General features: G+C 43.6%; 18 protein-coding genes. 11 read left to right on the top strand and 7 right to left on the bottom strand.

What is annotated here, in order from left to right; all coding sequences use genetic code 11:
* The first annotated feature begins 112 nt into the window (after positions 1-112).
* Positions 113-3,580: a TonB-dependent receptor gene (locus R3D86_05480; protein ID MEZ5757655.1), complete on the top strand. Its 3,468-nt coding sequence runs from the start codon at positions 113-115 to the stop codon at positions 3,578-3,580.
* Positions 3,581-3,746: 166 nt separating this feature from the next.
* On the top strand, positions 3,747-4,751 hold the full coding sequence (locus R3D86_05475) for a hypothetical protein (protein ID MEZ5757654.1): 1,005 nt from the start codon (positions 3,747-3,749) through the stop codon (positions 4,749-4,751).
* On the opposite strand, the gene R3D86_05470 is transcribed toward R3D86_05475, so the two are convergent.
* The gene (locus R3D86_05470) at positions 4,752-5,684 is read right to left on the bottom strand and encodes a GNAT family N-acetyltransferase (protein MEZ5757653.1); all 933 of its coding nucleotides are present in this window, start codon (positions 5,682-5,684) and stop codon (positions 4,752-4,754) included.
* A gap of 111 nt (positions 5,685-5,795) precedes the next feature.
* On the opposite strand from R3D86_05470, the gene R3D86_05465 reads away from it, so the two are divergent.
* Positions 5,796-6,449 carry a glutathione S-transferase family protein gene (locus tag R3D86_05465; protein MEZ5757652.1) on the top strand — a complete coding sequence of 218 codons (654 nt, stop codon included), beginning with the start codon at positions 5,796-5,798 and terminating at the stop codon, positions 6,447-6,449.
* Between the two features lie 89 nt (positions 6,450-6,538).
* Positions 6,539-8,419, top strand: coding sequence for an acetate--CoA ligase (locus R3D86_05460; GenBank protein ID MEZ5757651.1), 1,881 nt, complete (start codon positions 6,539-6,541; stop codon positions 8,417-8,419).
* Here the strand turns inward: R3D86_05460 and R3D86_05455 are convergent.
* The 5 genes from R3D86_05455 to hydA are packed head-to-tail and all read right to left on the bottom strand — an operon-like array spanning position 8,408 to position 14,323.
* Complete coding sequence (locus tag R3D86_05455; protein ID MEZ5757650.1) at positions 8,408-9,637, bottom strand: cysteine desulfurase-like protein; 1,230 nt, start codon at positions 9,635-9,637, stop codon at positions 8,408-8,410. The genes R3D86_05460 and R3D86_05455 overlap by 12 nt on opposite strands.
* A 16-nt stretch (positions 9,638-9,653) precedes the next feature.
* The gene (locus R3D86_05450; protein MEZ5757649.1) at positions 9,654-10,391 is read right to left on the bottom strand and encodes an amino acid ABC transporter ATP-binding protein; all 738 of its coding nucleotides are present in this window, start codon (positions 10,389-10,391) and stop codon (positions 9,654-9,656) included.
* Positions 10,388-11,875: an ABC transporter substrate-binding protein/permease gene (locus tag R3D86_05445; protein MEZ5757648.1), complete on the bottom strand. Its 1,488-nt coding sequence runs from the start codon at positions 11,873-11,875 to the stop codon at positions 10,388-10,390. The genes R3D86_05450 and R3D86_05445 overlap by 4 nt, the downstream gene beginning before the upstream one ends.
* Before the next feature lie 34 nt (positions 11,876-11,909).
* Entirely contained in the window at positions 11,910-12,845 is a 936-nt protein-coding gene (locus tag R3D86_05440; GenBank protein MEZ5757647.1) for a dihydrodipicolinate synthase family protein, read from the bottom strand.
* An 11-nt stretch (positions 12,846-12,856) separates the two neighbouring features.
* Positions 12,857-14,323 (bottom strand): dihydropyrimidinase, encoded by a 1,467-nt coding sequence (gene hydA / locus R3D86_05435; GenBank protein MEZ5757646.1) that lies wholly within the window; start codon positions 14,321-14,323, stop codon positions 12,857-12,859.
* 107 nt (positions 14,324-14,430) lie between these two features.
* On the opposite strand from hydA, the gene R3D86_05430 reads away from it, so the two are divergent.
* The 4 genes from R3D86_05430 (at position 14,431) to R3D86_05415 (ending at position 17,145) form a co-directional block, all read left to right on the top strand.
* Entirely contained in the window at positions 14,431-15,129 is a 699-nt protein-coding gene (locus tag R3D86_05430; GenBank protein MEZ5757645.1) for a GntR family transcriptional regulator, read from the top strand.
* A 3-nt stretch (positions 15,130-15,132) separates the two neighbouring features.
* On the top strand, positions 15,133-15,801 hold the full coding sequence (locus tag R3D86_05425; GenBank protein MEZ5757644.1) for an aspartate/glutamate racemase family protein: 669 nt from the start codon (positions 15,133-15,135) through the stop codon (positions 15,799-15,801).
* Between the two features lie 16 nt (positions 15,802-15,817).
* Complete coding sequence (locus R3D86_05420; protein ID MEZ5757643.1) at positions 15,818-16,597, top strand: SDR family oxidoreductase; 780 nt, start codon at positions 15,818-15,820, stop codon at positions 16,595-16,597.
* Between the two features lie 164 nt (positions 16,598-16,761).
* Complete coding sequence (locus R3D86_05415; GenBank protein ID MEZ5757642.1) at positions 16,762-17,145, top strand: DUF6632 domain-containing protein; 384 nt, start codon at positions 16,762-16,764, stop codon at positions 17,143-17,145.
* 79 nt (positions 17,146-17,224) lie between these two features.
* On the opposite strand, the gene R3D86_05410 is transcribed toward R3D86_05415, so the two are convergent.
* A complete protein-coding gene (locus R3D86_05410; GenBank protein ID MEZ5757641.1) occupies positions 17,225-19,108 on the bottom strand; it encodes a CocE/NonD family hydrolase in 1,884 nt (627 codons plus the stop codon).
* Positions 19,109-19,489: 381 nt separating this feature from the next.
* Here R3D86_05410 and R3D86_05405 point away from each other — a divergent pair, with 381 nt between their 5' ends.
* The 3 genes from R3D86_05405 to R3D86_05395 all read left to right on the top strand — a co-directional run bounded on the left by R3D86_05405 (position 19,490) and on the right by R3D86_05395 (position 22,835).
* Positions 19,490-20,860, top strand: coding sequence for a cation:dicarboxylase symporter family transporter (locus R3D86_05405; GenBank protein MEZ5757640.1), 1,371 nt, complete (start codon positions 19,490-19,492; stop codon positions 20,858-20,860).
* A 120-nt stretch (positions 20,861-20,980) separates the two neighbouring features.
* Positions 20,981-21,610: a LysE family translocator gene (locus R3D86_05400; GenBank protein ID MEZ5757639.1), complete on the top strand. Its 630-nt coding sequence runs from the start codon at positions 20,981-20,983 to the stop codon at positions 21,608-21,610.
* 25 nt (positions 21,611-21,635) lie between these two features.
* Positions 21,636-22,835: an amino acid aminotransferase gene (locus R3D86_05395; protein ID MEZ5757638.1), complete on the top strand. Its 1,200-nt coding sequence runs from the start codon at positions 21,636-21,638 to the stop codon at positions 22,833-22,835.

Raw genomic sequence — 22,835 nt, 5'->3', positions numbered from 1 at the left:
AAATACAAGTTTTGTTCGTCCTGATAAGGAACGATGAATAATCGTTTTGCAAAATATCGGTAAAAATTGCGGCAAAAGCAACGAATGCCGAGATAATAGGAGAGGACAAAGCATGAAATTAAAGTCAAAAAGAATGAAGAATTTTAAACGATCTCTAATTGCCGGAGTGAGTGTAATAGCTATTTCATTGGGTAGTTCAGGCTATGCCCAGAATAGCAATTCTATCACAAACTTTAATATTGAGGCAGGGAGTTTAAAAGAAGCTCTTAATGAGTATATTAATCAGTCTGGTGTACAGCTGATATACCGAGATGAACAGTTGGAAGGCATCTGGACAGACGGTATTTACGGCTCTTCTACTAGAGAAGATGCGCTGCACCAGCTTTTAAGCGGATCTAACCTGACGATACGAGAAGATTCTTCAGGAGCCATTCTGGTAATGGCTAATAATCCCATACATAAAGCAGGGTTCCAAAAAATATCCTATGCAGAGGACTATCAGGAAAATCTGGCAGTTTCACAAGCAGACGAAACGGCTGATCAGGCAGACGCCATGCCAGTCGAAGTTATTGTTGCTGTAGGGTCACAAATTAAAGGGGCGCGTGTTACAGGGACACTTCCTGTTACTTCAATGAAATCTGAAGATATTCAGGCAATTGGCGCGGCATCAGGTGACGAACTGTTCAGAACATTGCCAAGTGCAGGTTCTATGACTTTTGGCGGAAATTCGAGTAACTCGCAATATTATGGTGTTAACTCTGCCCGGGGTGACGTGGCAAGTATAAACTTAAGAACATTAGGCGCAGGGAACACTCTGGTGCTGATGAACGGGAGACGACTTGTTGACCATCCGGGCGCTCAACCTAATGAACAGAATGTACCGGAAGTCACTGTTAACATGAATGCCATACCCGTTATGGGACTAGACCGCGTTGAAGTGCTAAGGGACGGTGCTTCTGCGATTTATGGTACTGATGCTGTTGCCGGTGTTATCAATACTGTTCTTAGAAGTGATTACGAAGGGCTTGAAGTGACATCACGTTACGGTAAGTCATTCGGAACTGGTATGGATGAATTAACGTTAAACTCCATTGCAGGCTTTAGAGTGAATAATGATAAGACCCATATCGTCTTCAGCGTTAACCGGTTTGAACGGGACCCAATGTACGCTCGCGAACGTGAATATTCAGCACAGACCGACAGACGTCCTCTCGTGGTGGGAACGCCGTTTGAGGGCGATCTGGACTTCAGAAATGATTCTACAGCGACACCTTGGGGTGTATATGTTGCCCAGACCCATGATGGAGTGGGAATTCCAATTACACAAAATGGGGTTCAGATTACGTCTGATACCGGACGGTTCAGTATTCAACCGACAAGTCTTGGCAATTGTACGGCAAGTTTGGTTGGTGCAACTGACTATTGTTTGACAGATAAAGCTGTTACAGATCCATCACTTCGTTACAACAGTGCTTATGATCGGCAGCTGATTCCAGCTTCAAAAAGAATAAATCTGTACAGCATGATTACAACCGAATTTGAAAATGGTTGGGAAATGTATACGGAGCTTGGCTATTACACAGCAAAAAGCACTTACGATTATGGTAAAGGCAACGTTGGGCCACTTTCTCACAGTCCGCTCTGGATTCCGGCCAGTAACTACTGGAACCCATTCGGACAAATTACTCTTGATAATGGACAACCCAATCCAAACCGTCTGCCGGGGCTCGATATTAATCAGGTCCCTGCAGAGGGTTTGGACATTCCATTAGGCAGCCGGTTTGGCACTAGACTGCTGACAATGGAAAGAAAACGTATCACGACAGTAATTGATGAAAGTTTCAGAGTTGTTCAGGGGTTAAAAGGTGAAATTGGTGACTGGGACTTTGATACCGCTTTTGTCTATTCTGAATCTGAAACAGATGACAGTAGTGCTGGTCGTATCAGTGCGACTGAGTTTATTCAGACACTTGGTCTTAATACGCCACTTGCCTATAATCCGTTTAATGGTGCGGGGGCCTATACAGACAACGCTGTTGATGAAACTCCAAACCCGGAAGCAACTGTTAATCGTTATACAATAACGGTTGATCGCTATTCAAAAACATCATTGTTGCTTGCCGACTTAAAATTATCAAACGCGGCTTTATTTGAATTGCCAGCGGGTGATGTCGGGTTTGCGATTGGGGCAGAATTCCGCAGACATACATATCTGGATGATCGGGATGACAGGATGACCGGCGTTATTCCTTATGATCTACCTAATCCATTTGGTTCAATATTAGACAGTGATGTGGTTGGCTCAAGCCCGAATTCTGACAGTTATGGGGATCGCAATGTATTTTCGGTTTCAAGTGAACTGATCCTTCCGCTTGTAAGCGAAGATATGGATATTCCATTTGTAAAAGAATTGAATGTTCAAATTGCGGGCAGATATGAAGATTTCTCTGATGTTGGTAGTGTTATCAAGCCACGTGTGGCGGCTTCTTGGTATCCGGTTGATGGCTTCCAGTTCCGCGGTTCATGGGCATTAGGATTTAAAGCACCAAATCTGGCGCAAACTTCAGCCGGAAAACAGGTTATTGTGATCCCTCGTCAGGATTATTATTTCTGTGATGCGGCTGTACAAAAAGGACTAACAGATAGTCTGGCTAACTGTAACAATGCAACATTGGATGCGATACAAGGATATCTTTACAATAACACATCAACAGACCGTGTGACTTATGGTAGTGATCAGCTAAAGCCTGAAAACACAAGCAGTATTTCATTCGGTGCTGTTTGGCAGCCTTCCGCTATTGAAGGTCTTACTCTTACAGCAGATTACTGGAGAATTAAACAATCAGGAATCGTTGGGATTGTAAGTGTTATTGATAACCTGAAGCTTGATTATGCTATGCGAAAACTGGGCCTTGGTCCAAATCCGAATATCATCCGTTCAGCGCCTACACCTGAAGTCAATGCATTCTTCGCCGGTTCCGGGGTTGCGCCAATTGGTGAGGCTTATCAGAGCCTTAACCCATACATGAACCTTGACGACAGGGTGGTATCGGGAATTGATGCACAGGTTATCTACTCTCTTAATGATACCTCGATTGGTGATTTCCGCTTCACAGTGAGCGCCAGTCGTCTTCTTAAAGCGGAGCAATCATTAGGCCCTCTCTATGATCCGATTTTAGCGCTGAATGATCCAAATATTACTGTGGTCGGTGGCGGCAACCTTCTGGAGCAGAATGATCGTCCAAAGCTGCGTGGTAATGCAAGTGTGAGCTGGTTTAAGGATAACTGGACAACGACCATCTTTGCAAATTATATCGGTGCTGTTAATGATCTTTCTGCTTCAATCCCCGGGCCTGATGGTGATCCGATATATTGGAGAGTTGACAGCTGGACAACAGTGAATGCGACAGTTGGATATGACTTTACGGAAGGATCACTGGAAGGCTTTAGTATTAAAGCAGGTCTGAATAATATATTTGGAACAGCCCCTCCTCTGGCTGATGAAGATTTCGGCTTCATGAGTGCACTTCATAGTCCAAGAGGGCGCTATGGTTATCTAGATCTGAAATATGCATTCTGATAAATAACCATTTTATTTTAAAGATAGGGCCGGTTTTTCCGGCCCTATTTTTTTGTTCTGGACATTAAAAGCACAAATAGATGAGTATCTAATTATAAATAGAGAAAAAATTGATACTTCTTATATTATAACGATTTTTAAAGACCTTTAAGTGTATATCGGAAACATGATGGAACCGACAGAAATAACTATAACCATAGATACGGAATGTAGTATCGCAGGGGCCTTTGCTGATCCGGGTAAAAACAAGCCAATTGCGGAAGAAGCAATTTTGTGTGAAATTGCAGGTAAAGAGCATGGCGTAGGTTTCTTATTGGAAACCTTTGAAAGATATGGACTTAAGGCAAGTTTTTTTGTTGAATGTGCACATTATTTCTATTTTGGGGATAACCCAATGAAAAATGTGATTAGACGCATTATTCAAGCGGGACAGGATACTCAATTACATATTCATCCGTGCTGGCTTAACTTTATTAAAGATAGAAATATAGGTACATTCCCGATCAATGACAGTTGTCAGGGACGGGAGTATGATGAACTTAAAAAAATATTTGAACTTTGTATTGATGTTTTCACGAAATGGACAGGAAAAAAACCGGACGCCTTACGCACGGGAAGTCTGGTGGCGGATTTAAATATTTACAAAGTCATGAAAGATTTGAATATTCCCCTGTCTTCCAATATTGCGCTTGGCGTGAATATGCCAGATGAAAAAGAACTTCAGTTATTTGGTGGGAGGCATTTGATCAATGGCGTGATGGAATTACCGGTGTTTAGCTATCAGGATGCTAACTTTTTGGGTAAAAAGAATATAAAATCACTGCAAATAACGAGTTGCTCATGGCCGGAGATGAAATATCTACTTAAGAAAGCGAGAAAAGAAGCGATAAAAAATATTGTTATCCTTACCCACCCATTTGAGTTTATTAAACGGACTGATGCCCGTTTTAGCAAAATGACCCGAAATAGAGTTAATCAAGTCAGGCTGGAAAAACTGTGCAGGTTTATTGCAGAACATGATCAGGACTTTGTTTCTGCAGATTTTGGCAGCAATGCAGCAAGTTGGCTGGAAAAAGGACCCGTTGATCAGAACCTGATGGAAATCCCAAGCTACTATATGATCGGTCGGAAACTTCACAATAAACTAAATGATACTCTCTGGTCTTATTAATTACCGCCGTAGTAATTTCTTGATAGTGTCTTTTAAGCCAATTTTATCAAGCATGGCGGCTACTTTATCGGACAGATGGTTTATTGTGTTATTAAGCCATAGCCAAAAATAGTTTGAAAATTTATTTTCAATACAAAGCAGATTTGCACAATAAATCGAATTGGTTGAAAACTGTTTCTTCTGTTCAGATTGCCCTTCAGTGAAATCAAAAATTGAGTTGGGTTTGGTTTCGAATAAATATTCAAGAACCAGCAAAAACAACACAATTCCAGGAGAAAGTTTAGATTGTTCCGGCAGATATCCAAGATGGTCATAAATCATGCGGCCATCATAAATGGGACTATAAAGATAACTGACAGCTTCTCCGTTCAAATATAATAGAAAACCATATGCAGTACCCCGTTCGGCATGCTGCATCATATGTTTATAAAAACCATCATCATCAGGAAGCCCTGCATTGAGTAATTTTTCCTGATATGTCTCTTTTGAAATTTCACGGGCTATTTTATGAAATTCCTGCATTTCCTCAGGTGATCTATAAATGCGCCAGTCTATAGAACCACCACTTTCCTCTTCGAATTTACGAACTTTGCGGCGGAAAGTTGATCTGGTTTTTGAAGAGAACTGCTGCATATAATCTTCATAGTCCACATCCAGATTTATGAAATAACGATGAAATGATTGCTGAACATAAAAAATATAAGCATCATTCTTCCAGAGTATTTTATGGTTTTCATTCATGGGCGCTGAATAAAGCATAAAGCCGTCTGTATCATCAATCGGATGTCGGGGAATAATTTCCTGAATATTTTCAGGTAGAATATTAGTAAAATCAATATTGGCCGCTTTTAATTTAAAGGATTTTCTGAACAGACAAATCTCACCTATCCAGAACGGGAGCCTGATATTTCTTGTGACCCAATGAATTGACATACTTATAGCAATCTTTCTTTTTCTTCTTTGTGCTTGAAAACTGTATAACGTATAAAGTCTTATTATCCTGTTAATTTATTTTTCCATAATCAACAATAAATGAGTGTACGAATGATTCCCACAATAACAGCTTTTAAAGCATCCCCGGACGGCGGTAAGGGTATGGCCCGAGACATGCCGGTCCGATGGGCTTTTGAAGAGGTTAACCAGCCTTACGACGTTCGTCTGGTTACATTTGAAGAAATGAAAGAAACACCACATCTTACGCTTCAGCCATTTGGTCAGATCCCTACCTATGAGGAAGGAAATCTGGCGCTATTTGAATCAGGTGCGATAGTGCACCAAATTGCAATGTCTCATAGAGGTCTGTTGCCAGAAGAAGAACAGGCAAGGGCAAGGGCTGTGAGCTGGATGTTTGCAGCAGTGAGTACAATTGAACCGCCCATTCTGGATCTTGAGACTGCCGGCTATTTTGAAAGAGATAAAGACTGGTTTGATGAAAGAAAGCCGATGCTTAAAGACCGGATACGAGCCCGGCTGAAAAGATTATCAGAGCGGCTTGGAAGAAAAGAATGGCTTGATGATATGTTCAGTGCGGGGGATTTAATGATGGTGACCGTTCTTCGGAGATTAAAAAATTCTGGCTTACTGGAAGAATATCAGAATTTATATGAATATGTGACTAGAGGGGAAGCCAGGCCAGCTTTCGGCCGAGCATTCGCGGCCCAATTGGCCATCTTTAAGGAAAGTCAAAAAGAAAATTAAATTTGTCAGAGCCATAAATAAGTGCCTTGTCAAAATTATGAGGGGCATTACAGTGATTTTAAAGAATTACATAATTTTAAGAAGATAAAATGTCGCTAAAATCATACGAAGAAACATATAAAAAATGGCAAATGGAGCCCGAGGCTTTTTGGGAGGAAGCGGCAACTGATATAAGCTGGTATAAAAAGTGGGATCAGGTATTGGACCAATCCAATGCACCGCTTTACAGGTGGTATTCAGGGGCCCAAACCAATAGCTGTTATAATGCCCTTGATCGTCATGTCGAGGCAGGACACGGAGACCGGATCGCCCTGATTTATGATAGTGCGATGACCGGAATTATAATTATGTTTACATATCAGGAGCTGCTTTCTCAAGTCGAAACCTTCGCCGGGGTGCTTAAATCTATTGGCGTTGAAAAAGGTGACCGGGTGCTTCTTTATATGCCGATGATCCCGGAAGCGGTTATTGCCATGCTTGCCTGTTCACGTATTGGAGCAGTTCACACTGTTGTTTTCGGCGGCTTTGCGGCAATGGAGCTGGCAAAACGTATCATTGATGCCGAGCCGAAAGTTATCGTTACGGCGTCTTGCGGGCTGGAACCAGGTAAAATAATCCAATATAAACCGCTACTTGATGAAGCACAGGATTTTGCTAAATCAACGATTAACACAATTATTGTTGAGCGTCCTGAATGTGACGTGTCCATAATTCCCGGGCGGGATTTTATCTGGTCAGAGCAGATGGAAATAGCCAAGCCGGCGGCTTGTGAGGTTTTATCGGCAACAGACCCGCTCTATATACTTTATACATCAGGAACCACTGGAACGCCAAAAGGGATCGTTCGTGATAACGGGGGGCATTTGGTGGCCATGAACTGGAGCATGAAGAATGTTTATAACATGGACCCGGGGGATGTATATTGGGCCGCTTCAGATATTGGCTGGGTGGTCGGTCATTCATATATCGTTTATGGACCGCTTATTCGTGGCTGCACGAGCATTTTATATGAAGGGAAGCCGGTCGGTACCCCGGATGCCGGTGCTTTCTGGAGGGTGATTTCGGATCATAAGGTAAATGCGCTATTTGTGGCCCCGACTGCGATCCGTGCCATAAAACGGGAAGATCCAAAAGCAGAGCTTTTGAGCAACTATGATTTAAGCCATTTTAAAACCTTATTCCTTGCCGGGGAGAGAGCGGATCCGGATACAGTAAAATGGTCAGAGGATATTTTAAAGGTGCCGGTTATAGATCACTGGTGGCAGACGGAAACCGCCTGGTCAATTTGTGCCAATTTTATGGGGATAGAACATTTACCTGTTAAATATGGCAGTCCCAGCAAACCATCACCGGGCTATGATGTTCGTATTCTTAACGATGAAGGTGTCGAAGTGGCGGCTGGCGAACTTGGTAATATTGTCGTGAAGGAGCCGCTTCCACCTGGAGCTATGCTTACGATCTGGAAGAATGATAAACGCTGTATTGATACCTATTTTTCCGAGTTTGAAGGGTTTTATCTGACCGGCGATGCCGGACATAAAGATGAAGACGGCTATTTATATATTATGGGGCGGACCGATGATGTGATCAATGTTGCCGGTCACAGGTTATCCACTGGTTCTATGGAAGAGGTTCTTGCCAACCTTCCTGAAGTGGCAGAATGTGCTGTTGTGGGCGTCCAGGACGACTTAAAAGGTCAGGTACCATACGGCTTTCTGGTTTTAAAAAACAATGTTTTAAAACCTCATGATGAGATTATCAATGAGGCGGTAAAGGCTATCCGTCAGGAAATTGGTGCCGTGGCCTCATTTAAAACAGCGGTTATTGTCAAACGGCTCCCCAAGACGAGATCGGGTAAAATTCTCAGACGGGTGATGAGCAGCATAGCCGGAAAGGAGGAGTATTCGATCCCGGCGACACTAGATGATCCAATAATTCTCAATGAAATCAGCGAAGCTTTATTTGGTTAGCACCATATCAAGGGCACGGATCAGTTTTTCTATCTCCTCCACAGTATTATAATGCGTCAGGGAGATGCGGACTGCCCCATTATCCTTACTTATGTTAAGACTATCGGCAAGGCGCCGTGCATGAAAATCACCAAAGCGGATGGCAATTTTATGTTGATCCATTTCCAGACATATTTTTTGTGGATCTTTGCCTTCTATAGTAAAGGCAATTGTTGGTACGCGACGCGGATCAAGGCCGTCTTTTATGCCGAGAATGGTACAATCATTTCTTTTTCTTAAATAGGAAAGGACTTTTTCACAAAGTATTGTTTCCTGTGCTGCGATATCTTTATAGGCTGTTTCCAGTTTTTCACGCCTTGATCCGTTTGCGCCGGCCTGTTCCCCAAGAGCAACCAGATAATCGACAATAGCGCCGGACCCGAAGGAGAGCTCATAATTGGCGTTTCCCGGTTCCAGTTTCGCGGGAATTTTATCTTTCCCGTAAAAATAATGATAAAGGCCGTCAAGATTAAGCATATGATCATAACGGCAATAAAGGGCAGCATGATGCGGGCCGAATGTTTTATAAAGGCTTAGAGCATAAAAATCGACATTCCAATCCTGAACATCAACGGCGCGATGCGGGGCATAAGCGACGGCATCAACACAGACAAGGGCGCTGCGCTCATGAACAAACTCTGTTATTTTCTTAACATCGTTAATGGTACCAAGCAGGTTTGATACGTGGGTGAAGGCGACAAGTTTAGTTTTTTCGGTCATGAGAGCATCGAGCGCTTCAAGCTCGAGCTCATATGTTTCTTTATTCATGGGCCAGAATTTAATTCTGACCCCCCGCTCTTCAAGCCAGACCCAGGGACCGATATTGCTTTCATGATCTGTTATGGTCACGATCACTTCATCGCCAGCTCGAAACTGACTGGCCATGGATTTGGATAGAAATTGAAGTAGCACTGTTGTTGAAGGACCAAAAACAATTTCTTCCGGCTTTGCTGCATTAAAAAAAGTGGCGATATTTTCTCTGCCATTGGTAAAAGCTTTAAGGGCGTCCTGAGATACCTGATAACTTCCGCCGAGCTGAACATTGTTTGAATAATAATAGTCGGTTATCTTATCAACACAGCCTTTAAGGATTTGTGATCCGCCAGCATTGTCCATAAATGCCCACTCACTTTTAAGGCCGGGAAACTGGTCCCGAACATAGTTCATATTTAATGCCACTTAATTTTCCTTTGGTTTAATGATTTAATACGGCTTTTAAAAAATTGCGGGTTCTGATCTCTTTTGGATTATCAAACAATTCTGCTGGTGTTCCCTGCTCCACTATTTGCCCGCAATCCATAAATATGACCCTGTCCGCAACCTGCCGGGCAAAACCCATTTCATGGGTGACAATAATCATTGTCACCCCGGTATCTGCTAATTTCCTGATTACGTCAAGAACTTCACCCACCATTTCAGGGTCAAGGGCAGATGTGGGTTCATCAAAGAGCAGTGCCTTTGGTTCCATCGCCAGCGCCCGTGCAATGGCGACACGTTGCTGTTGACCGCCGGATAATTGAGCAGGATATTTTTTTGCCTGTTCGGCAATTCCGACCTTGCCGAGCAGGGAAAGGGCCAATGTTTCAGCCTGTTCCTGTGACAGTCTTCTGACCCGAAGAGGTGCTAACATGACATTCTGTATTATGGTCAGGTGCGGAAACAGATTAAAATTCTGAAAGACCATACCGACTTCAGCTCGAACCTGTTTAAGATCTTTGCCTTTTTGAACGGGCATATTTTCAACAGTTATTTTCCCGTCTGCATCATATTGTTCAAGCAGGTTTATGCAGCGGATGATTGTTGATTTGCCAGAGCCTGATGGGCCAATAACGCAGACGACCTCCCCCTCTTTGATTTCCAGATTTATGTTGTTGAGGGCCTGGAATGACCCATAATGTTTGTTGACATTTTCAAGCCTGATCAGTGTTGTCATTTTGCGCCCTCCTGTTTATATCTTTTTTCAAGTTTTGAAACCCAGAGAACAAGTGGGAGTAAAAACATAAGATAAATGAGCGCTGCGGCAATTAGGGGGGTCGGGTTTGCAGCAACGGCCTGGGCCTGTGTTGCCTGTTTAAGAAGGTCCGGCATTGCCACAACGGACGCCAGTGCCGTATCCTTAATTACATTGATACAGTTATTTGTAAGTGGCGGAATTACAATCTTGATTGCTTGTGGCAGGATAACATCCCCCATCATATGACGATAACCAAGCCCAAGGGCTTCAGACGCTTCAAACTGCCCTTTGGGAATGGCTTCAATGCCGGCCCTGAAAATTTCAGCAGTATAGGCCCCGGAAACCAGGGTCAGCGATACGGCTGCTGCGGAAAAAGGTGACAGATTTAAACCGATAAATGGTAGGGCATAAAAGATAATAATAAGCAGAACCAGAAGCGGAATAGAGCGGAAGATATCAATATAGACTTTTACAATAGCCTGAAGAGGCCTTGCCGCATATAAGCGGATGAGGGATAATATTAATCCCAGTACCAGGCCCGATATGATGCTTAAAAGACCAAGCTGAATTGTTGTAATAAGTCCGGCAATAAGCATTGGGTAAGTCTGAAGAAAGACCTGTTTATTTAAGAAAGTATCGAAGAAATTCAGAAGATTGCCGTTATTTGCCGAAGGCATATCGACTATTTCTATGGTTGACGTTGCAGGGTCTGCGACTACGCCGAACCATTTCTTATGAAGAGAATTGATAAACCCTTCCTCCTTCAAGGTAGAGATAACGGCATTTACTTCGCTAACCAGCGGCTTATTTTTTGCCATCATCAATGCATAGCGTCCGCCGGTTGGAATCCGTTCCACCACTTCAAGATTGGGTTTGTCTTTCGTATAGTAAAGAAGGGCTGGAATGTCACTTATATATCCTTTGACCCGACCAATGGCGACATCAAGCATCGCTGGTGCCAACCCTTCATAACGGCGAATTTCGGCAAAGCCATATTTTTGCTGGTTGGCGGTGGCCCACATATCGCCAGTTGACCCTGTATCAACGGCGACGATCTGGCCTCTTAAATCTTCCAGGCTATTAATTCCATTTCCCTTTATCGTGGTCAGTGACTGATCACTGTCATAATAGGGCTGGGTAAAAGACATTGATTCCAGCCTTTTTTCGGTTATACCAATAGACGAAATGGCGATATCAATACGGCCCGACTGAACCGCAGAAAAAAGACCGTTGAATGGAACATTGAGTATATTAATTTCCCGGTTAAGTCGTTTGGCAATCTCCTTAACCAGATCAATTTCAAATCCTATAAATTCACCGTTAGTATCCTGAAATTCCCAAGGCACATTACCAATATTGGCACCGACAATTATTGCTTTGTCTGTCCCTGACTGGGCAAACGCAGACAAGGGATAGGCCAACAAAAGGAGGATAAGATTTGCGAAGGCGAAAGTGCGGCGCATTAATGTATTTTCCTTATCCTATTTTTCCCTACCATTAATTTAGAGACGCCAGTCTTTTATCCAGCCTTCTTAGCAGACTGTCAATGTCCCGATGGTCTTCTGCTGTAAGGGTGGGCCCCGGTGCGCGTGCCATTGCACATTTAATGGCGCCTCTTCTTTTTAAAATCTCTTTTCTGATGGCAAGACCAATTCCAAGCTGCTGTTCATATCTTAAAAGGGGAAGATAGATATCATATAAATTCTCGGCGCCGTCACTGTCTCCATCTGCAAATTTATTACAAACTTCTACAAGCATTTCAGGAAAGGCAAATCCGGTCATAGCGCCATCAGCGCCACGGGCCAATTCCTGTGGCAGAAACAGTCCGCCATTACCGCATAAAACACTAATTCGCCGTAAGTCATCATCAGCACTTTTTTTACGAAGGGCAGATAATTTAGACAGCCCCGGCCATTCTTCATGTTTTAGCATCACCATTTGCGGTATCTCACGAATTATCCGTAATAGACAGGGGACGGAAATATTGGCATTAGTGGCAAGCGGATAATCCTGATAAATGAGCGGGATTTTTGAGCCAAGTGCTTTATCGACAGCGGCAAAATAATTAAAAATTGCTTCATCGGTTTTATGGGCGGCAAAAGGCGCGACCATAACACCGGCGGCGCCAAGATCCATTGCGCTATTGGCAAGGGCAGAAAGATTATCCATGCCGACATTGCTGACGCCGACCACTATAGGCACCTGCCCGTTTACCCTTGTTATAATGCGTTTCATAAAAGCCTTTGACTCTTCGGCAGTTAATTTTGGTGCTTCGCCCATGATGCCTAATATGGTTATACCATCCACGCCTTTTTCCAGATAAAAATCAGTCAGGCTGTCGGCACTGTCCATATCAATTGAACCATCTTCATTAAACGGGGTCGCCGAAATTATATAAACACCGTTCGCTTTTTCATTGAGTAACTTAGTCATTTTGCTGATCCTTAAATAAATTTGGCATCAAAGTTTTTCCGTGGGTCCATTTCCGGAACCAGTCTGCCAAGGGGTTTGGCGGCGTCTGGTCGGGCGCGTCTTAGGTACTGGCCGGACCCTCTTTCCACTTTCAGTTCTTCATTTTCAATGACAATACGACCGCGGCTGATCACTGTTGTCGGCCAGCCGGTAGCTATCATTCCTTCATATGGCGTGTAGTCCATATTATCGTGTATCGAGGAAGCACTTATTTTTACCTGTTTTTCAGGATCCCATATTGCTAGGTCCGCATCGGATCCGATAGCAATTGTTCCTTTCTGCGGGTAAAGGCCATATGTTTTTGCCGCATTTGTCGATGTCACCTCAACAAAACGGTGAATATTCATGCGCCCTTTATTGACCCCTTCCGAAAATAATAATGGCATTCTGATTTCCAGTCCTGGAACTCCATTGGCTATTTTGTCAAATGTAGGATTTGGTCCAGCGGCAAGTTTGCCAGAGCTGTCAAACCTGTATGGGGCGTGATCTGATGAAAAGACGGTGAATGACCCGTCAATCAACCCTTTCCAGATTGCCTCCTGGCTTTCCCTGTCACGCGGCGGCGGACTACAACAATACATAGCGCCATCCATGCCTTCCTTATCAAGATCGTCAATTGTTAAAAATAAATATTGGGGGCAGGTTTCCCCGTAAATTTTAAGCCCCCTTTCCTGAGCTCGTCGTATTTCATTCAGAGCCGCTTCTGAAGAAACGTGAACAATCAGCATTGGTGTATCAAGAAGCTCTGCCAGTGATATGGCGCGGTGGGTTGCTTCCTTTTCAGCAATGCGGGCATGGGCAATGGCATGATATTTTGGCGCGCCGCAGCCCTGATCAAGAAGCTTATCTGTAATCCAGCGGATAACATCATGGTTTTCAGCGTGGATCATGACCATGGCCTGTTCCCGTCTTGCCGCCGCCAGGACATTCAATATTTCATAATCATCAAGTTTAAGATCATTATAGGTCATATATATTTTGAAAGAAGTGATGCCGTCCTCAATCATGGCGGGCAGCTCCTGTCCGATGATGGCATCCGAAGCGTCGGATATAATTAGATGAAAGCCATAATCAATGACCGCTTTTGGTTTGGCGCAGGCCATATAATCATCAACCACCTCACGTAGGCTTTGCCCCCGGTGCTGGGCAGCGAAGGGCAGTAATGTGGTTGTGCCGCCAAAGGCAGCAGAGACCGAACCGCTATAAAAATCATCGGCTGTCATAATCCCGGAAGAAGATTTTTGTTCAATATGGCAATGGGCGTCAATTCCACCAGGCAGAATAAGAAGACCTTCGGCATCAATTTCATGTTTCCCCGTTTCGGGGATTTCACCAAGTGTGGCAATTTTGCCATTTATAATGCCGACATCCTGTTTTACCTTTTCCCGGTCCGTCACAGTATGCCCGTTTCTGATCACCATATCGTATTTTTTAGTCATGTTGTCAGCCTTTTATATGCATTAGATTAAGCAAAATATTTTATGAATTGAAATTGGTATTCATTTGGTATACCATCAGAATACCAAATAATCAAGAGGGCGAATGAATGCTTACACCCACAGAATCCAGCATGTTGGAAATTAAAGATAAATTGCAGGAATATCAGGCACTTGAAGACGAAAATGATAATCTGGGTGAACGGACTTATCGTATTATCAGTGAAATGATCCTAAATGGCAATCTTTCCTATGGCGATCCGTTGCAGGAAAGACGCCTGGCGGAACTTCTTAATGTTTCCAGAACACCGGTGCGGGAAGCCATCAACAGACTGGAGGCAGAGGGCCTTGTAGAACGTAATGCGGGACGGGTATTTGTGCGAGAGGTCCGCCTAAAAGAATTTGTTGAAATACTTCATGTTAGAAAATTACTTGAATGTGATGCCGCAAGAGCAGCCGCGAACAATATTGATGCCAAAGAACTTCAGAAGATGAGGGCCATCATCGAGAAGCTTCTTGAAAAAAGAGTTGTGACAGCAATTGAGCTCAGGAATGTTGATGATATGTTTCATAACCTTATTGCCAAATCATCGGGCAATGATCTGTTGGTTGAGCTGATTGGTGATTTACGCCGTCGAACGGCGATGTTTGATCATGAACGTTTGCCCAAACGGATGCAGCCGGGAAACAAAGAGCATCTCGATATTATAGACGCCCTTGAAAAGCGGGATGGTGTTCAGGCTTCCGCACGAATGGCCCGTCATATTAACAATGTCCATAAAAGTATTTTTGAGCATTGGGGTATATAAATAATGAACCGGTTTGTAAGACCAAAAATTTTAGTGATTAATCCCAATTCATCCTGTTCGGTAACCGAAGGGATAAAAAAGGAATTATTGGAACCATCAGAAATTTTAAATGTTGACCTGAGTTATACAGAAATCAGCGATGCCCCTGAGGCAATTGAGACGACAGAGGATGTAATCATTGCCGATAAACTGACAAGGGAATTTATCGCCAGATCAAATGCAGATGCCTATGTCATTGCCTGCTTCTGTGATCCGGGTGTCAGGGAACTTAGAAGCGAGGGGTACAGTACAGTGTTCGGTATCGGTGAAAGTTCATTGCATTTAGCCGCTAATATGGGCGGTAAATTTGGTATTTTGTCCATATCGGAATTATCTGTAAAACGTCATGAAAAACAGATTGCCAGTGCCGGACTAACGTCAATGCTGGCGAGTGATTTGCCGCTGGATCTGGGCGTGCTGGAGCTAGAAATAGAAGACCTGGCCCGACCAAGAATTGAAAAAATGGCAAAAAAACTGGTTGATGATTATGGGGCAAAATCCATAATACTTGGGTGTGCCGGTATGGGGCTTCATCGGGCGTGGCTGCAAAAGCTGACCGGAGTACCAGTGATTGACCCCTGCTGGGCTGGTCTTGTCATGGCTGCTGCAGCAACCGGAATAATGAAAAGATAAGATTAGGAGTGTAAAAATGGATTTAGGAATTAAAGGACGTAAAGCAATTATTTGTGCGTCATCAAAAGGGCTGGGAAAGGCCTGCGCCATGACGCTTGCTGCCGATGGTGTTCATGTCTTTATCAACGGCCGCAATGAAAAGGTCCTTGAAAAAGCGGCTCAGGAAATTCGTGATAAAACAGGTGGCGAAGTCACCGCCGTTGCCTGTGACGTGACGACACCAGAAGGGCGTAAGAAAATCCTGGACGCCTGCCCTGACCCTGATATTCTGATCAACAATGCTGGCGGGCCGCCAACCGGAAATTTCAGGGATTGGGACCGCGATACATGGATCAAGGCGCTTGATTCAAATATGCTGACGCAGATTGAGCTGATCAAAGCGGTGGTTGACGGAATGATTGATCGTAAATTCGGGCGTATCGTCAATATCACATCAGGGGCTGTCAAGGCACCGATTAATGTTCTGGGCCTGTCTAACGGTGCAAGGGCGGGGCTTACGGGCTTTGTCGCCGGTGTATCAAGAACCACGGTGAAAGACAATGTTACCATAAATAACCTATTGCCAGGACCGTTTGAAACTGACCGTATAGCAGAGGTTATTGCCGGTGAGGCAAAAGCAAAAGGGATTAGTGAAGACGAAGCGCGGAAGAACAGGATGGCGGCCAATCCGGCAGGCCGGTTTGGCCGTCCCGAAGAGTTTGGGGCCGCCTGCGGTTGGCTTTGTTCGGCAAATGCCGGCTTTGTGACGGGACAGAATATCCTGCTTGATGGCGGCGCATTCCCTGGTGTTATATAGAATTCTTGATATTTAAAATTTATGAGTGCTGTAATTTGAGGACATTATTTTCTCAAGAAATGCCCCTCAATTTAACATTGTTTTACTTATCAAAGATGGCGTGATATATTTTTTTCGAAGTAATTGCTTAGTTTTGAGTTTTTTATAACAAAAGGGGAGTGATTATGAACAATGAAACACGTGAGAGCTATCTCAAGCTCGCTCTAAAAGTCTTCGGAATTATCTTTTTATTTGTATATCCATTGGGTCTTGTCTGGCCGGCAGGCTGGGTCTGGCATGGGGGTGGTGGTGAATATTATCTGCAGATGATTTGCGGTATTTATTTCGTGCTTGGAATATTCCTGATCATGGCGTCCAAAAATCCGGCAGAACATGCAAGTCTGATTTCCTTTACCATCTGGTCAAGTCTTGCCCATGGCATCATCATGGGAGTACAGGCAGTAACGGACGGTAATGAAATGGGCCATATGCTGGGTGATGTCCCGGCTCTTATTTTGGTTGCCCTTGTATTATGGATACTTTCTCCAAAACAAGCGGGAGCTGAGTAATATACAGTCAACGGTAAAAATAAAATTCTAATCAGAGGCTCGCGAGTGTATTGACTGGCGGGCCTCAATATTTTTTGGTCTATTTCACTATTGGCAAAACAATATATGACGGATGCTCTTTTGATAAATGAATTGTGTTATGAGCAACAACACCAACCTTTTCATCATAATTATTGCCGCCGGTATTGAGATTTCTGGCAAATTTTGGAAAATTGGATGATGTTACCTCAACGCGGATCCTGTGCCCTTTTTCAAATTCATTGCTCGTCGTCATAGGGGTCATATCAATTTTATATATTTCGCCCTTTTTCATCAGAACCTTTTTATCATACCCTTCACGGTAGCGGGCACGGAAAATAGTATCGTCAATGATATAGGCGGTACTGTCCGGCGCCACATCGACAAGTTTAACGGCAAAGTCCGTATCTTTTGCGTCAGATGATACATGCAGAACTGCATCAATAAAGCCAGTGACCTCCAATGGTTCTTCCAGCGGATCGCTGGTATAGACCAAAACGTCATTGCGTGCTTCAATTGTGCGCTGGTCATAGGCCCCGGGAATGACAAGTCCACCGTTACAGCAGTCACCGCCACCAATGGTTTTTACCGGTATCATCGGATCATAATTATAACTGTCTGATCCTTCGCCCGTTGGTGGATCAAAGCTGAGCGTTCCATCACCATAAATGCTGTTGGCATTTCCGCCGGAACGGAGATATAGCTTCATTTCCTTTGCGGCTTTAGGCGGCCATTGGTCATCGCCCTGCCATTTGTTTGCCCCCATAGTATAATATTGAACATGAGGTGTTTTGGGATCAAAGGCATCCTTGTCCCCCTTAAGCCATTTATCAAACCAGCTATAAACCATGCCATCAACATCAAAGCTCGTATCGCCTATATTGCGTTCACCAACCACATAATCAGGACCAAGTCTGTCAAACTGACAATGCGGATTTGGGGCAGCCACCACATATTGGTTATTGCGGGTTTCTTCATCCACGCCATTCTTCCTTGCAAGATTAAATAATGCCATGTTGGGGCCTTTTGATACATCATACCATGCATTAAACCAGAGAGCAGGAACACCCCATTTCTCATCATCATGGTAAAGGCCGCCTTTAAACCATTCGGGGGATGCGGGGGTGCGTTTTACAAATTCCTCAAAGGTTCCTTCTGGCTCCCCCATACTGGTTAGCAGATCCTGAATGGGAAGATGATTTATTTGTGTTTCCCAATCCACATCAGGTTTATTTGCTTCCAGATCATTATATTCAGAAATCTGTGTGCGTATTTCAGGGCTTAAGCCAGCTGGTATTTGTGCTCGAAGCGGATTATCAACGCCGTAAAGCCACACGAAAAACAGAATGCGCTGGACGCCACCTGTATACCAGTTCCCCTGTTCCCAAAACTCACCGACACGACCGATCCCTGCGCCAGATGACTGTGGGATCATAGCGGCATGAGCCGGGTGGTTCATGGCTGCCAGTGCAAGTTGCCATTCTGCAGTTGATGAGCAGCCTATAGTGCCAACCTTGTTATTTGACCAGGACTGCGCTGAAATCCAGTCAAGTGCGTCATATCCGTCCGTTCTTGGGTGGCCGAGAATTTCAAATTTTCCTTCCGAGAAATAGCGACCACGCTCATTTTGAAGGATATAGGCATAACCGCGACTGACGGCCTCGACTATATTTCTTAATGTACGTAAGCCCGGTTTGTTCATATTATAAGGTGTGCGTACAAATATGGTGGGGACAGGACCAGTGCTATTTTTAGGCCTATAAATGTCTGTGGATAATCCGACGCCATCGCGCATAGGCACCAGAACTTTAGTTTCAACCGTTGCAATATCGGCAAGAATTTTTTTCAGGGCATCCTCACTATATTTAGAATAATCCTGTGCGAATGATGTGCTACTAAAAATAAAAGTCAAAATGCAGGCTATTAAAATTTGGATATTTCTCATCAATTTCTCCCCTTCGGATGAGCTTAAAGTCTATATGAGAATAACTATATCCCAGCAATTGGGTAAGGTAAATAGTGCAAGAATTGACGGTCTAAATGTATATGCTTACGGCTGGCCGTGAATTAATTTGCTAATTTACATATTAACAAAAGAAAAATTATTACAAAAAAAATAAAATAATAGAATTAATTTTTAATAAAAATCAATTATGGAAAATATTTACTAAATTTTTTAAATTTTAAGAATAATATTTTAAATTGACTATTTACTTCTCTATCGGATAGACTTAAATAAACTATTGGAGTTGGGGATTTTCTAATTTTTAATATTGGGGACTAATGCGCTTGAATTCTGCGCTGTTTGCTTGAAGGGAATTAATTTATGTCGATTACTGTAATTGTTAATCTGGCTGTGTTTGTGGGCCTTATATTTTTGCTCGCACGATTCAGCAAGGGGGATATGAAGCTGTCGCGGAAAGTGCTAATGGGACTGGCTGCGGGAGTTGTATTTGGTTTTGCGCTCCAACTACTTTATTCTGATGGTGGCGCTGATACCATTAAGGGTACTTTGGAATGGACCAATGTTATTGCCAATGGGTATATCAGGCTCCTCTATATGATCATAATGCCGCTTATTCTGATTTCTATGATTGCGGCTGTTGTAAGAATTGATGAGGTCGCCTCTCTCGGAAAAATAGGAGGATCAGTTGTTGCTGTTCTTGTTTTTACAACAATGATTGCATCCATAGTGGCCATTGGCATCACTGATATATTTGGCCTAACGGCTGAAGGACTGGTCAGCGGTGCGCGTGAAGCGGCCCGGGCAGAAGCCCTGCAGGGGCGTATGGGGGATGTTTCAAACTTAAGCCTAGCGTCAATGCTGGTTTCCTTTATTCCAAGAAATATTTTCTCTGATTTGGCTGGTGCGAGACCGCTTTCAATCATTTCAGTTGTTATCTTCGCCATTCTCTTAGGTGTGGCAGGATTAAAATCAATGAAGGAAAATGAAGATCACAAGCAATCCTTCCTTCATTTTGTTGATGTTGCCCAGTCAATTATTATGCATCTTGTCAGAATGATCATGTCATTTACACCGTATGGTGTCATGGCACTGATGGTTAGGGTTGTTGCCAGCTCAAGCCTTGCGGACATTCTCGCATTGGCAAAATTCATTGTGGCGTCATATATTGCAATAGGCATAATGTTTGTCGTTCACGGTGTATTGCTCAGCTTAACAGGATTTAGCCCGAAAAAATTCTTTACTGGGGTCTTTCCGGTTTTGACATTCGCCTTCACATCCAGAAGTTCTGCTGCCTGTATTCCGCTCAATGTTGATGCCCAGGTTACAAAACTGGGTGTTCCAAAATCTATTGCCAATATTGCCGCTACGTTTGGGGCGACAATTGGGCAGAATGGCTGTGCCGGAATATATCCGACAATGCTTGCAGTCATGGTTGCACCAACAGTAGGAGTGACCATTGATTTTCAATTCCTGGCAACACTGGTGATGATTGTAACGATCAGTTCCTTTGGTGTAGCCGGAGTTGGTGGCGGCGCAACATTTGCGGCGCTGATTGTTTTACCGGCAATGGGACTACCAGTGGAAATTGTGGCATTGCTGATTTCTATTGAGCCGCTTATTGACATGGCCCGTACGGCATTAAATGTGAATGGTGCAATGACAGCCGGTGTTATTACCAGCAGATTTGTTAAAATTGCAGAAACTGATGCTGTGCAGCAGCCAGCTGAATAATTAAGAAGCTATTTAATGTTAATTGCGGCCCGGTCATTTTAATCGGGCCGCATTTTTTTATAGGCATGTTCGCTCAAATATGATTTAACTGAACTTTGATTTTGAGTGGAGTGTCGCAAAATGCCATCAATTGAACACCTTATTCCATTTTTCATCGCTGCGGCCATATTTGCCTTAATTCCCGGCCCGGCTATTCTCTATACTGCCGCTCAGACCATGAGCAAGGGCAAGCGCGGCGGCGCTTTTGCTGCTTTTGGCATACATATTGGCGGACTTGTGCATATTATTGCAGCGGCAGCTGGATTATCGGCAATTTTTGTTCATGCGCCGCTTGCCTATATGGCGTTAAAAATCTGCGGGGCGCTATATCTGGTCTGGCTGGGAATAGGGATCATACGTGGAAAACTGGATGTTGGTGAACTTCCTCATGTTAAAAGCAGCATGAGCAAAAAAGTCTTTTTTGACAGTATGATGGTCGAAATTTTAAACCCAAAGGTAATCATTTTTTATATAGCATTTTTACCGCAATTTGTTGATCCTACTGCATCATATCCGCTGTGGTTACAGTTCATCATTCTGGGGACAATAGATAATATTCTCTTTTCGCTTGTTGATGTAGCTGTGATCTTTCTGACAGCCAAGGTAATCAGCGGACTAAAGAATTCGCAAAAAACACAAAAAGTAATGAGATGGGTGTCGGGCTCGACTCTAATGGGGCTCGGGTTTAATCTCGCTATTTCAGAAAAATAACAGCAAAAAACAAGGAATATAAATAATGATTTTCAGTGGTTTATCAGAAGTAGGCGATGATCCTATCCTGCTCGTTTCCACAATGTACCGCGCGTGCACAAACCCGAATAAAGTTGATTTGGGCGTTGGTGTTTATAAAAATGCTGCCGGAGAAACGGCAATCCTTAAAACCGTTAAAAAAGCGGAACAATATCTGGTAACAAATCAGAAAACCAAAGAGTATCTCTCACCCGCCGGCAATCCAGACTATAACAGACAAGTTCAGAAATTGCTGCTCGGGGAAAATCATTCTGCAATTAAAGAGGGACGTGTAACGACAATTCAGGCGCCAGGAGGAACAGGTGGTATCCGTATTGGAACAGATTTTATAAAAATCTGCAAACCGGATGCGACATTGTGGATTTCAGATCCCACCTGGCCAAATCACCATAGTATTGCGCGTAGCGTGGGCCTGACGGCTAAGTCATATCGTTATTATGATACAAAGAAAGGCGAGTTCCTTTATACTGAAATGATGGAGGATTTAGCGCAGGCAGTTGCCGGTGATGTTATTATCCTTCATGGATGCTGTCATAATGCGTCCGGGGCTGATCTGTCAAAAGAGCAATGGGACGAGCTTGCCATATTTATGAAAAAGCGGGAATTGGTTCCATTCATCGATATTGCCTATCAGGGATTTGCTAACGGGATTGATGAAGATGCTTATGCCGTGCGATTGATGAGTGAGAAGTTACCTGAGGTTCTTATTGCCAGTTCATTTTCCAAAAATTTCGCAATGTACAGGGACCGTGCCGGTGCCATTACGCTGGTTTCGGCTTCGGCTGAGTTGAATAAAATTAATGCATCACACATGTTAATGACTGTCAGAAGTATATATTCGATGCCACCTGATCATGGCGCAGCGGTGGTTGCTCATATTCTCGGCGACAAGGAACTTCAAGCAGAATGGCGTAAGGAAGTTGACGAAATGCGCAGTCGTGTTAAAAAAATGAGAATATTATTCGCCGAAAAAATGGCTGCGAAAGCCCCCAATAGCGGTTTTGGCTATATTGCCGAACAGAATGGGATGTTTTCATTCCTGACATTAACGCCGGATCAAATTCAATCGCTGATAAAGGACCATAGTATTTTTATGATGGCGAGTGGACGGGTGAATATGGCGGGCCTGACGGAAGATAATATTGATTATGTAACAGATGCTGTAGCATCGCTTTTTAATACGTAA

Source organism: Emcibacteraceae bacterium (assembly GCA_041396985.1).
Classification (GTDB): domain Bacteria; phylum Pseudomonadota; class Alphaproteobacteria; order Sphingomonadales; family Emcibacteraceae; genus Pseudemcibacter.
The sequence above is the reverse complement of the archived record's forward strand: the minus strand, read 5'-3'. Positions and strand labels throughout refer to the sequence as shown.